The following is a 13,024-nucleotide window of genomic DNA, read 5'->3' on the forward strand; positions in this document are numbered from 1 at the left end:
GTTATTTGTGTTAGGATGGATTATGAAAATTCTCATATAAAGGAAGATGGAATATGAAAATAGCGACGATTGGCACAGGATTTATAGTTGAGCGCTTTCTTGATGCAGTGAAACAGGTGGAAGGAGTGGAGTGTTACGGCGTTTATTCGAGAACAGAGGAAAAGGCCCGGACGCTTGCAGCACAATTTAACGTGGCAGCGACTTTTACAGATATGGAAGTGATGCTGGAAGATGAGAACTACGATACGGTCTACGTGGCCTCGCCGAACAGTCTGCATTACGATTATGTAAAGCAGGCGCTTGAAAAGGGTAAGCATGTAATCTGTGAAAAACCTTTTACGTCAACTTTGAGGGAACTCGAAGAACTGATTGCTTTGAGCAAGAAGAAAGGGGTATTCCTCTTTGAGGCGATAACGACTATTCATCTTCCGCACTTTAAGGTGATACAGGAGAAACTGGGGGAAATCGGCAACCTTAAAGTTGCCCAGTCCAACTATTCACAGTACTCCAGCCGCTATGACAAACTGAAGGCAGGGGAGACGCCGAATGTTTTCAATCTCGAGTTTTCGGGCGGGGCGCTTTCGGATCTTAATATTTATAACCTGCATTTCATGATCGGACTGTTCGGCGGTCCGGAAGAAATTTCATATGTGCCGAACAAACACGAAAATGGCGTGGATACGTCCGGTATCAGTGTGCTGGACTATGACGGATTCTTTGCGACTTGTGTGGGATCGAAGGATACAACGGGTGAAAACTTCGTGCTGCTGCAGGGGGAAGCGGGTTACATTCATGTCAAAGGCGCAGCCAATACGATAGATAAAGTGGAAATCCATACGGGAGAAGGTGTGGAAACCATCGACCTGGGTCAGAATGAAAATAATATGGTCGCCGAGCTCGCAGCGTTTGTTGAAATATTTGAAGCCGGGGACGGCAACGCGGCGTTGAAGCTGCTCGATCATTCGGCTACAGTGATGAAGTTCCTTGAAGCGGCCCGTAAAAGCGCCGGAATACTGTATCCGGCAGATGAGAAGTGAATTTCATAAAAATGCCCGGGCTCGAAATCGATCGAGTCCAGGCTTATTTACTATGGAATCACATGTCCCGCTGATTCGTAGATGCTGTACCATTCCGGTCTGGATAAGCTTATCTCATCTGCCTTGGCGATTTCTTTCAGACGTTCGGTGTTTGTCGTACCGATGATGGTCTGCATCTTCGCCGGATGACGCAGGATCCATGCCACTGCAGCTGCACTTTTTGAAATGCCATGGATTTTGCCGATCGCTTCCAGTTTTTCATTGAGTGCAGCGTATTTCGCATCATCAAGGAAAATGCCGTCAAAATAGCCGTAATGGAAAGGAGACCATGCCTGGAGTGTGACATCGTTACGGCGCACATAATCCAGCAATCCGCCGTCTCTGTCCGCTGCTCCGTCAAATGGAGTGTTCGTCTGGATGCCGCTGTTGATGATTTTTGGTTCTGCCGGTCCGAACTGCATCTGGTTTGTAACCAATTTTTGTCTGCTGTACTGCTGTACGTAATCGAACTGCGAGGCATTGAAGTTGCTGAGACCGAAATGTCTTACTTTTCCGGATTGTTCCAGCCGGTCGAATGCTTCGGCAATTTCTTCAGGTTCCATCAGAGAATCAGGTCTGTGAAGCATGAGCAGATCCAGATAATCGGTGCCGAGACGCCTCAGGATGCCATCTGCAGAATCGATGATATGTTCTTTGGAAAGGTCATAATATTCAATATCATCACCGGCCGTATGACCATATCTGATGCCGCACTTGCTCTGGAGAATGATTTCATCACGCTTCAGTTCAGTGGCAAGGATTTTACCGAATTTCGTCTCGCACTCTCCTTTGCCATAAATATCCGCATGGTCGAAATTATTGATGCCCAGTTCCAAAGCCGTATTCAAATGCTTTGAGAGTGCAGCATCGTCCATCTGGGAAATACGCATACATCCTAAAACGATTCTTGAAGCGGAAAGTTCCGATCCGCCTAAATTTATTTGTTTCATCAATATCACCTCAAAAATGATGATACCATAATGCATTGTATACATAGTATGAAAAGGGGTAAATATATGCTGTAAGCCTTCAAACGATGGAGGGATATTTATTATGAGTAAAATGCAGTATGGCAGTGACTATAAGAAGATACCCGCCTATTCAAAGGAAAGCGGAAAAACGACGGAAGTGCTGACGGATCTATGCACCTATACGAATAAAATAGTGAACATCCATATGGTTGGCGATCCCGGGAAAGGGGATTTTGTCCTTGTGGATGCAGGGTTCCCGGATTCTTCTGATGAAATCATCAAAGCTGTGGAGGAACGTTTCGGAGAAGGATCAAGGCCCAAAGCGATTATTCTGACACATGGCCACTTTGATCATGTGGGTTCAATCATCGAGCTGATTGAACGGTGGGATGTGAAAGTCTATGCTCATCAATTGGAGATGCCCTATCTGAGCGGTCAGAAGCCTTATCCGAAACCGGACCCTGCTGTGGAAGGGGGGATGATGGCGAAGATGTCTGCAATGTTCCCGAGGGAACCGGTCGATCTGGGCGGCAATGTCGAAGCATTGCCGGCAGACGGCACTGTACCCTATATGCAGGGCTTCGAATGGATTCATACGCCCGGACATACAAAAGGGCATGTTTCACTGTACCGTGCAGCTGACGGAACATTGATAGCAGGGGATGCATTTGTCACCGTACAGCAGGATTCCCTGTATAAGACGATGGTCCAGAAGAAAGAAATCCAGGGGCCGCCGGTCTACTACACAACAGATTGGGAAATGGCCCGTGCATCTGTTGAAAAGCTCGCTTCCATTGAACCCGAGACAGCAGTTACCGGGCATGGTAAAGCGCTGAAGGGTGAGGAATTACGGCACGACCTTGAAAAACTGGTAAATAACTTTGAGGAAATCGCAGTGCCGTCACATGGCCGTTATGTTGAAGATGATGATTGATAATTGTTTCAAGATGTACTGCTTTGTCTTATAATAAGTATAAAAACCTGAGGTAGTAATATGAAATATTCACAAATCATTCTGGGATTTTTAATTGCATTGTCACGATTTCTATATAAAGAAGATAAAGATATCGTGACAACATGCTACGAGCATAAATCGGACAGGGTTCCTTATGCCTTCGACGGCTACCGGATCATCCATGTTTCTGATTTTCATAATGCAAGATTCGGCAGGCGTTCCAGGAATCTTCTGAAGAAGATAAAAGAGGCAGACGGCGATGTGATTTTCATCACTGGAGATATCATCGACCGCCGTACACCTTATTTGAAAAGAGCGGTAAACTTCATCAATCAGGTGGTTAAAATATTACCGACATACTATGTGACGGGTAATCACGAAGCTCACTATAAAAGATTCGACAGACTGGAAGAGGCAATTGAACAGTCGGAGATGAAAAACATAAGCAGAACAAGTGACCGATTGTATATCGGTAATGAGTATATCCATCTGCTTGGCATTGATGATCTCTGGTTCTACGGGGACGAGGACGATCACATGGTCACGGATAAATTTGAAGCGGACCTTAAAAGCAAGCTTCAGGACAAGGATGACCGGTTGACGCTGCTCATGTCCCACAGGCCTGACCTGATTGATCTGTACAGCAGGTTTCCGATCGATCTGGTATTTTCAGGACATGCACACGGCGGACAGATCAGACTTCCGTTTGTCAAAGGGCTGTACGCGCCGCATCAGGGCATATTGCCGAAATACACAGAAGGTGTGCATAAAAAGAATGGCACAAGTGTCGTAATCAGCAGAGGACTCGGAAACAGCAGATTTCCCTTCCGGATTTTCAACCATCCCGAAATCGTCATAGTAGAGTTGAAAAGGGAAGTAAATGGATAATGTTTTCTGAACCCATGCTGTAATCAGGAAAAAAGACACCGGAGTGATTTTTTCACTCCGGTGTCTTATGTTTAATCATAAAATATCATATCAGGTGTATCTTCTTTCGTAAGGACATCGGTTTTCTTCAAGTACTGCTTCATTTTATCGAAATCGACTTCCGCGCCAATCCCGGGTTTATGGCTTACTTTGACCACACCGTTTTCTGCATTGACTTCAGGTGTAATGATATCTTCATACCAATATCTGCTGGATGAAGCGGTGTCTCCCGGCAGCGTGAAGTTGCCGAGTGTAGTGATAGCGATATTGTGGAGACGGCCGACACCCGCTTCCAGCATTCCTCCGCACCACAGTGGAATGTGATGTGCTTTGGCAAGGTCATGGATTTTCTTCGCCTGTGTAAGACCACCGACACGGCCGACTTTGACGTTGATGATCCTGCAGCTTCCGAGCTCGATCGCTCCGGCAGCAGCTTCATAGGAGTCGATGCTTTCATCGAGACAGACCGGTGTTTTCAGCTGTCTCTGGAGTTTCGCATGCTCAATCAGATCGCCTGCTGCAAGCGGCTGTTCAATCATCATGAGCTTGAACTGATCCAGTTCCTTGAGCGTATCGATGTCATCAAGCGTGTAGGCGGAATTCGCATCGACCATCAGAGGTATATCCTTGAATTTCCTGCGGATGGTGCGGATCATTTCAACATCGCGGCCGGGTTTGATTTTGACTTTGATCCGCTTATACCCTTCATCGACTTTTTCTGCTATTTTTTCCAATAGAAGTTCGTCTGTTTCTTCAAGTCCGAGCGAAACTCCGACTTCGACTTCACTTTTGGTGCCGCCGAGAAGTTTTGAGAGCGGTATGTCGTGCTGTTTCGCATAAAGGTCCCAGACGGCACCTTCGATGCCTGCTTTGGCCATGTTGTTCCGTTTAAATGGTTTGAACAGCTCCCAGACATCATCCGGATGCTTGATTTCATTTTGAAGGAGCAGCGGCCCGAAATATTTTTTCATCGCGATCAGTGAAGCATCCATGAATTCTTCGGAATAAAGAGGGTCTTCTCCCGATACGCATTCACCGAACCCTGAAAGTCCGTTTTCATCAACGGCTTCGATGATGGTGATGAAGCGATCCTGCTGTGTGCCAAAACTCGTCGTGAATGGATTCTTCATATTCATCAAAAGCTGATGGAGCTTGATTTCTTTAATATTCATTATTACATCCTCCTAGACTGGTCCCCAATTTATCGCTACAAGTATGATTATATAGATGATTCCTAGAATATACCATATCGCCACGAGCGGAAGGGCGAATTTCACCCATTTAGTATAGGGTACGCCCGCTATCGCAAGGTTGGCCATCAATACGCCTGACAATGGTGTAATGATGTTGGTGAAACCGTCCCCCATGGTGTAGGCCTGGACGGCAATCTGCCGGGGGAATCCCATGATATCGGCAAGCGGTGCCATGATCGGCATGACGATTGCTGCCTGACCGCTGCCTGATGTGACGATAAGGTTGAACAGCCCGTTTCCGATGAATAGCATTATCGCTCCCATTGTACTGGTGAAAGGTTCAGTAACGACAGCCATGAAGTTGACTACGGTATCAAGTATCATGCCATTTTCGAGTATGACCACGATGGATCTGGCCATGCCGATGATGAGGGCGCCGTACAGGACTGAATTGGCACCCTCCATGAACGTCGATACCATATCATTCACATGTATTCTTCCGATGAGGGCTGCTGCTATCATGATGACAAGGAATACTGAAGCCATTTCTTCGAGGTTCCATCCGGCTGTGAAAACACCGGCCACATAGATGCCTATTCCGAGCAGCAGTGACAGCAGTACAAACAGATGCTTTGGCTTCATCTCCTGTCTGCCGAGTTCCATGCCATCCTTTGAATCTTTGGGGAACGGATTATCTTTTAAGATTCCGCGGGACGGATTTTTCTTGATGCGGTTCGCATACCAGATGACGTATATCATTGTGACCGCGAGCGTGGTAATATACATGACCACACGGACTGGTGCCCCAGAGAATAAAGGGACTTCCGCAATTTCCTGGGCAAAACCGATGGTGAGCGGGTCAAGAATTGCCACGGCAAACCCTGTGTATGCGCCGAGGTATATTATGGAAATACCGATGATGGCGTCCATTTTCATTGACCTTGCCAAAATGACCCCTAAAGGTATGAAGGCGATGACGGCATTGACGATGATGCCGAGCGTGCCGAAAATGGAAAAGATGATCATGACCATCATGATCAGGAGCCACTCCCTGTTTTTGGTGATGCGTATGATTTTAGTCACCAGAGCATCGATCGCACCTGTTTTTTCAATGACTGCAAACACTCCGCCGATGATCAGAACGAGGAAAATCAGAGTAGAAGTGCTGATCAACCCCTCCACTATGGCGGAAAAGATATCGAGAAAGCCTGCCGGGCTGGAGTCTATGACACTGTATGTATCCGGTACTATGACGTCAATCCCTTCGGATGACTCTTCAGTTTCGAATTCACCCGCAGGTATGACGTATGTTGAAATGGCTGCCAGGACAAGGAATACGAATAAAATGATATAGGCATCAGGCAGGCGCATCCCTTTCTTCTTTTTCCTTGCCTTATTTTCCTCTGGTTTCTTATCATCAGTCAAAAGCGGTCCCTCCCTGTTTGAATTTTCTAGTAATTAGTAATATATTATATAGAAGAGTGAATTGTTATTCAATACATTGTATAAAAAGGAGTTTCTACCATGATAGAAGAAAAAATGAAGCAGGTTTTTGAGCATATGCATGCGAATCCCGAGCTCAGCAATGAAGAGGTTGAGACGACGGATTACATATATCGTTTTCTGAAAGACGAAGGGTTCAATCCTGTTAAATTCAAAAATATTACCGGACTTTATTGTGACGTGGGTAATTTTGACGAAGGGAATACTGTCATCGGTGTAAGGGCGGATATAGATGCACTCTACCAGGAAGTCGACGGGGTGAAGCAGGCGAACCATTCATGCGGTCATGATGCACATACGTCCATGGTGATCGGCACGATGCTCAAAATCAAAGGGCATGAGAAGCTGCAGTCGACGGGTGTCCGCTTTATCTTCCAGCCGGCTGAAGAAGTGGGAACAGGGGCGCTCTCTGTAGCGGAAGAGGGAGTCATTGAGAACATGGACTATTTTATCGGTGTACACCTGAGACCGGAAGAAGAGGCGGATAATGGCTTTGCAGCACCGAGTATAGAACATGGCGCAGCGGCCTCCATCGAATTCAGGATTGCAGGGGATGATGCCCATGGTGCGCGGCCGCATCTGAATCATAATGCGATTGAAGTGGGGACGGATATCGTCAATATGCTATCCAAAATACATATTAACCCTGTAGTGCCTTCTTCTGTTAAGATGACTAAATTCATTGCCGGAGGAAAATCGCTGAATATCATTCCCGGAATCGCTGAATGCGGCATAGACCTGAGAGCCCAGACAAATGAGCAGATGGAGCTTTTGAAAGAGCGAGTGTTTGAAATACTCAAGTACATTGAGAAGTTTTACGATGTGAAAATCGAAGATGTGCATCACTCAGGCATTGTTGCGAGTGAAAGTCATCAGGATGCAATTGACCTTATCAGAAAATCCATCGTGGATGTGCTGGGGGAGGAGAAATGCATAGATCCGATCGTCACAAGCGGAGGAGATGACTTCCATTTCTACACTGTGAAATATCCTGGACTGAAAGGGGCAATGCTCGGTCTCGGGTGTGGATTGAAGCCGGGACTGCATCATCCGCATATGACGTTCGACCACTCGGCAATGATCAATGGTACCGACATTCTGTATCAGGCGATATTGAACGTGGAATAGACAATGCTGCTGGAAGGGGCGCATCCATGTACAAATATTTTTTGGTGGTATTCTTTTTACTGATTCTCACAGCGTGCTCGGATAACGGCACAGAAGAAACAAACGGGGAGGCGGAGAGTCGGACGGAAATAACAGCGGAAAATCTTGATGCACCCTGGATGATAGAAAACAGTGACGCTGGATTCTACATCTCCGGCCGGGACGGGGAACTGACTTTAATAACAGGGGAAGGGCAGACGGATCAGCCACTGGATCTCTCTGTCCCTGTCGAAGCAGACAGCGAAGGCGGGATGCTCGGTTTTCTGCTCCATCCTGATGACCCGGACAGAGCTTTCATGTACTACACTTATGAAGAGTCAGGGAAGAAAAACCGTGTAGTGGAATTAACAAGGGATGATGACAAGTGGCGTGAATCCAATGCCCTTATTGAAGGTATACCGGGCGGTTCGTTCCATAACGGCGGCAGGCTGGAAATCGGACCGGATGGCTGCCTGTATATCACAACGGGTGATGCAGGCGATGAGGAAACGAGCCAGGATACTGAAAGCCTTGCGGGGAAAATACTGAGAGTGGATCTGGATGGTTCGGTGCCCGAAGATAATCCTTTCGGCAATGAAGTGTTCAGTTACGGTCACAGGAATCCACAGGGCATCGCATGGGATGGAGAAGGTAACATGTATGCGACTGAACATGGTTCCAGCGCCCATGATGAAATCAACAGGATAGAAGCAGGCAATAACTACGGCTGGCCGGTAATACAGGGGGATGAAGAAAAGGAAGGCATGGAAACACCCTTATACCATACGGGCGAGGAAACATGGGCCCCTTCAGGCATGGCTTATGATGAAGGCAAACTGTACATTGCTTCTCTCGCCGGAGAGCAGATCATTGAATATGATATTGAGTCGGGAGAAGTGGAAGAATTCTATGATGAAGATAGCCGCTTCCGTGATGTCTATATAGAGGATGATACGCTCTATGCCATTACAAATAATACCGATGGCAGAGGGGAACCCCGGGAAGGGGACGACCGGCTTATAAAACTTGAATTGGAATGATGAAAGGCTCCGGAGTCAGCAGACCCCGGAGCCTTTCATGTTCAGTTACATCCTGTTTTCGTCATCAGTATTGACGTTTGTCTCAGTTTCGGCAGTTGTTTCAGCCGGTTCTTCGAAATCCCTCACAACCGGTTCCGATAATTCCTCTCCAAGCTTACGCTTGTAAAGGAAAAGAATAATGATGGCTGCAATACCTGCAGTGATGATGTTGAGTACTGCGAGCAGTACGGCCACGCCGGTGCTTTTGGAATACGCTTTGAAAATACCGAGAAACGCAATGGATTCCATAATGATATATGAAATGGCGATATCACCGATGGACAGTCCTGTGACATAGACGATGAGACCTGCAATGGCGAATATCAGACCGATCGTTTTCGGGTTGATCTGACCTTTGCCGAGTATGTTTCCGTCATACATCTGGCCCCCCAGATAGAACGTACCGAATGGCAGGAATGCCAGGAGGGGAAGATCAAGATTTTTGGCATCGGCCACCTGATACAGGAAGAAGCCCTGAAGCAGCCACTTGATGATGCCGAGCAGGAATAGGAAGAGCAGCAGCAGTATGCCGATGATGGCAAGCCCTGCAAAAAGACCGAACAGTTCCATTATTTAACACATCCTTTAGTGGGATTATAGCATAGCGGGGACTCTCATTAAAACGAAAAGCGGATATCCAAAATGCATGGATATCCGCTTTTTTATCAGCCGTATCTCCGCTGATTTCTTCTATTGTGACGTTCTGCTGAGCGATAGGCGTTTATGACACCGTACAGCCATACAATCGGCAGGAACAGATAACCGATCAATATTACGGTCAAAGCGCCATTTATCAGCTGTATCAGCATTAAAATGATGCCTTTGAAAATCTGACCGTTATAGATCTGACCGAGTCCTGTGATGAAAAAGCTGAGTACAGCAGCTAATCCTGAACTTTTCTGTGGCATGGATTCACTCCTTATTTCTCTGTATTTTATACCCGTTATTCTTCGTCTTTAAACTTGTCTTCACGCTCTTTGCCGCCGGGCATTCTGAACGGCCACCAGTTTCCCCGGCGGAATGTAATGACGAATGCCGGTACGAGAAGCGGCAGTACGATGAATGCATAGAACAACAGTGCGAATATGATGATGCTTGCGACCTGTATCAGTATGATCATGCCTGAAGGCAACAGGGCAGCAAACGTACCGGACAGTATAATCACTGCTGTGATGACGGTGACACCCATCCTTCTGATCGACTGTTCTATCGCATCTCTTATGCTCCTGTTCGCAAGTTCCTCCCTGAATCTGTCAATGATGAAGATGGAGTAGTCTATGCCCAAAGCGGCGAATATGATCAGGCTGAAGAACGGTACTGCCCAGTTCAGTTCCCCAAGACCAAACAATCCGAGCAGCCATTGTGTGATTGTGATGGATGCAAAGTATGTGACGAATATGGAACCGATCATCGTTACCGGGAGGATCAGTGATCTGAATACGATGGCAAGTATGACGAACAGTGTTGCGATGAAGATTGTAACAACGCGTGTATAGTCGTCTGTCGAAATTTCATCCAGATCACGGTTCATACTCGTAACACCGGCAAAGTAGGCTGTCGTGTCATCGCGTTCCAGTCTCTGGAGTTCATTGTTCACAGTATTCTCCACGTCATCCAGAACCGTCATGGCTTCATGGGAATATGGATCGACGTCGAGGACGACATTCATTTTAAGTGCTTTATCCTCACCGAACGAATACTGGTCGACAGCATCCTCGATGCCATCAGTTTCCAGGAACTCCTGCGGTACGTGAATACCCGTCTGGTCCACTGCTTCGTTATTGTTTATATTGCCGAGCAGTGTCTGAACTTCTTCCAGGCCGCTCCTGATTTCATCGATGCCGGATGATGCATCTTCCAGACCGGAGCTGAGTTCCTCCATCTGGGCAGCGGCGGCATTTTGCTGTTCATTCATCTGAGTGTTGGCAGCAGAAACCTGTTCCGACATTGTTGTAAGACCCTGCTGTACCTGGCCGAGCTGCTGGGCGGCCCCTGCAGCATCGCCCGTCTGATTCATATACATCGTGATCTGGCTGATGCTGTTGTTGATGTCATCTATCCCCTGGTTAAGTTCTGACAGGTCACCGCCTGACATTTCGCTGTTCGCGATGCCTTCACTGGCTTCAGTCAGTCCGGCAGAGATTTCATCAAGGCCCTGGACCATATCATCGATGCCGCTGTTGGCCTGTTCCAATTGGTTGCGAACCAGGAAGTCATCAATGACTTCGCCTGAGGGACGGGTCATCGTCTGCACTTCTTTGACACCTTCGACGTTACTTACGGTAGAAGCGACAGCTTCAAGTCTTGAAAGGCTTTCCGATGTCATCAGGTCATCGCCGTTCGAGATGATAACTTCGACAGGGAAGAGCTGTCCTTCATCGAAGTTTTCACTTACGACATTTGTCGCATGCACTGCCGAATAGTTATCGTCCAGTTCTTCAAGAGAATCGTAGTTCACTTCGTCATTGTAGAAGAACGCAACGGCTATGAGTATCGCAATGACTGTGAATATGATCCGTGTCGGATATTTCAGGGAGAAGATACCCAGCGGCGTCCATAGTCTGCTCTCTTTGAACTCTGACTTTTTGATGTTCGGCCAGAAAATATAACGGCCTAAAAGCTGCATCAGTACAGGCAGTACTGTGAACAGTGCAAGCAGCAGGAACACAATGCCGATTGCCACGCCGACCGCTGAACGGTAGATTTCAAAGTTGGCGAAGTAGAGGACACCAAATACGATCGCCCCTGAAATGCCACTGATGAAGACCGTTTTACCGGCTGTTTTGAATGTACGGAGTACAGCTTCATATTTATCGTAGAATTGCAGTTCTTCCTTGAAGCGGTTCAGCAGCAGTATACAGTAGTCGGTCCCGATCCCAAACAATATGACGATCAGGAAACTCTGCGTCTGCGGGGAAACCGGGAAGCCGAACCACTCGACGAACCATCCGACAAACGATTGTCCGATCAAGTAGGCGAGGCCGACAACCGCAACAGGTACGAGCGGTGTCACTACGGAACGGAACATGATCAGGAGCACTGCTATGACAATGATGACAGTAAAGATTTCAGTGGACTGGATGCCTTCCATCGCATCCTGCTCGACAGTATTCTGAATCAGTTCATTTGAAGTCATCGATGTTTTTGCTTCAGTTGAGTTCAGATCTTCCACTTCAGCGGCCACGTCGCTGATTTCGTTGGTCGGGCCAGTATATTCCATTGGAATCATGATGACGCCATTTTCATCGTTGATGAAATTTTCCTGCATGCTTCCTTCAAAGTCAAAAGGATTGACGATGTTTTCAACACCTTCAATATTGCCGATCTCTTCGATATAAGAATTGACGTCAGATTCATTTTCCTGAACACTGTTTTCAAACTCGAGAACAAGTGACATCATTTCATTATCTTCCCCGTGTTCCTGCAGGAATACACGCGCCTGCTCACTCGGCTGGTCATCAGACAGCTGAACGTCACCTTTCTCCGTTGCAAGCTGTGTCAGGTTAGGGGATATAAGGAATGTGACGACAGCAAAAAGTATCATCAGGGCCGTTATCGGCCATTTGAATTTAAGAACATGTTTCATTATGATTGCCTCCAGGTATGTATTTCAAAATCGTCAGTGTTGCGGTGTACAGTTTATCTGCTTCTTCTTTCGACAGTCCGCCCAGATCTGATTGGATTCTTTTTAAAATGTTATCCAGAAATTCCTCAAGGAGGGTTTTGGCGTCCTCTGTCATATATATGAGTTTCGATCGCTTATCATTGATGAGGGTATTCTCTTTCACGGTCACCAGTTTTTTATTCTCCAGCTTTTTAACAGTGTGGGTGACTGCACTTTTCTGTACATTCAACGCTTCTGCCAATTCAGATGGCGTCGCCGAGCCATTCATATAAATGTGCTGGATGATATTCATCTGGGTTCTGGATATGTGCAGGCTGGTTACAGAGTCGGTGACTTCTGTAAAGATCTTCGTGTACCCATAGCCATAAATATCACGGAGATTATTTATGATTTTCATTTTTTTATCCATATTCAATGTAACCTCCACAGTTAGTTTAGGGTGCTAAACTAAAAGAAACATAAATAATCTTAGCATGTAACTTAATGGTGGGTCAAAGCATATGGTGTGACAATAATGTTAAGGTTCCTGAACATCAAAAAAGAGCTTCC

Annotated in this window: 12 protein-coding genes; 5 read left to right on the forward strand and 7 right to left on the reverse strand. The window is 46.7% G+C overall.

All coding sequences use genetic code 11. The features are described from left to right. The first annotated feature begins 53 nt into the window (after window positions 1-53). Window positions 54-1,037 (forward strand): Gfo/Idh/MocA family protein, encoded by a 984-nt coding sequence (locus BM271_RS06010; RefSeq protein WP_046791041.1) that lies wholly within the window; start codon window positions 54-56, stop codon window positions 1,035-1,037. A gap of 50 nt (window positions 1,038-1,087) precedes the next feature. On the opposite strand, the gene BM271_RS06015 is transcribed toward BM271_RS06010, so the two are convergent. Next, on the reverse strand, window positions 1,088-2,026 hold the full coding sequence (locus BM271_RS06015) for an aldo/keto reductase (RefSeq protein ID WP_046791040.1): 939 nt from the start codon (window positions 2,024-2,026) through the stop codon (window positions 1,088-1,090). 100 nt (window positions 2,027-2,126) lie between these two features. On the opposite strand from BM271_RS06015, the gene BM271_RS06020 reads away from it, so the two are divergent. Continuing rightward, window positions 2,127-2,981: an MBL fold metallo-hydrolase gene (locus BM271_RS06020; protein ID WP_200795326.1), complete on the forward strand. Its 855-nt coding sequence runs from the start codon at window positions 2,127-2,129 to the stop codon at window positions 2,979-2,981. Window positions 2,982-3,041: 60 nt separating this feature from the next. Then, window positions 3,042-3,890 carry a metallophosphoesterase gene (locus tag BM271_RS06025; protein WP_046791038.1) on the forward strand — a complete coding sequence of 283 codons (849 nt, stop codon included), beginning with the start codon at window positions 3,042-3,044 and terminating at the stop codon, window positions 3,888-3,890. A gap of 71 nt (window positions 3,891-3,961) precedes the next feature. On the opposite strand, the gene menC is transcribed toward BM271_RS06025, so the two are convergent. Both menC and BM271_RS06035 read right to left on the reverse strand, forming a co-directional pair. Next, the gene (gene menC, locus BM271_RS06030; protein WP_046791037.1) at window positions 3,962-5,101 is read right to left on the reverse strand and encodes an o-succinylbenzoate synthase; all 1,140 of its coding nucleotides are present in this window, start codon (window positions 5,099-5,101) and stop codon (window positions 3,962-3,964) included. Window positions 5,102-5,113: 12 nt separating this feature from the next. After that, window positions 5,114-6,547 carry a YfcC family protein gene (locus BM271_RS06035; RefSeq protein WP_082103697.1) on the reverse strand — a complete coding sequence of 478 codons (1,434 nt, stop codon included), beginning with the start codon at window positions 6,545-6,547 and terminating at the stop codon, window positions 5,114-5,116. Between the two features lie 99 nt (window positions 6,548-6,646). Here BM271_RS06035 and BM271_RS06040 point away from each other — a divergent pair, with 99 nt between their 5' ends. Next, complete coding sequence (locus BM271_RS06040) at window positions 6,647-7,753, forward strand: amidohydrolase (protein ID WP_046791036.1); 1,107 nt, start codon at window positions 6,647-6,649, stop codon at window positions 7,751-7,753. A 26-nt stretch (window positions 7,754-7,779) separates the two neighbouring features. Beyond that, entirely contained in the window at window positions 7,780-8,811 is a 1,032-nt protein-coding gene (locus BM271_RS06045; protein ID WP_046791035.1) for a PQQ-dependent sugar dehydrogenase, read from the forward strand. 45 nt (window positions 8,812-8,856) lie between these two features. Here the strand turns inward: BM271_RS06045 and BM271_RS06050 are convergent, their stop codons facing one another. The 4 genes from BM271_RS06050 to BM271_RS06065 all read right to left on the reverse strand — a co-directional run bounded on the left by BM271_RS06050 (window position 8,857) and on the right by BM271_RS06065 (window position 12,884). Then, on the reverse strand, window positions 8,857-9,420 hold the full coding sequence (locus BM271_RS06050) for a hypothetical protein (RefSeq protein ID WP_046791034.1): 564 nt from the start codon (window positions 9,418-9,420) through the stop codon (window positions 8,857-8,859). A 95-nt stretch (window positions 9,421-9,515) separates the two neighbouring features. Continuing rightward, window positions 9,516-9,758 (reverse strand): hypothetical protein, encoded by a 243-nt coding sequence (locus BM271_RS06055; RefSeq protein WP_046791033.1) that lies wholly within the window; start codon window positions 9,756-9,758, stop codon window positions 9,516-9,518. Between the two features lie 35 nt (window positions 9,759-9,793). Next, window positions 9,794-12,436 carry an MMPL family transporter gene (locus tag BM271_RS06060; RefSeq protein ID WP_046791032.1) on the reverse strand — a complete coding sequence of 881 codons (2,643 nt, stop codon included), beginning with the start codon at window positions 12,434-12,436 and terminating at the stop codon, window positions 9,794-9,796. After that, window positions 12,420-12,884, reverse strand: coding sequence for a MarR family winged helix-turn-helix transcriptional regulator (locus BM271_RS06065; protein WP_052749905.1), 465 nt, complete (start codon window positions 12,882-12,884; stop codon window positions 12,420-12,422). Before BM271_RS06065 ends, BM271_RS06060 begins: the two co-directional genes overlap by 17 nt. Window positions 12,885-13,024 lie beyond the last annotated feature (140 nt).

It is taken from the genome of Salinicoccus halodurans, assembly GCF_900114445.1.
GTDB lineage: Bacteria > Bacillota > Bacilli > Staphylococcales > Salinicoccaceae > Salinicoccus > Salinicoccus halodurans.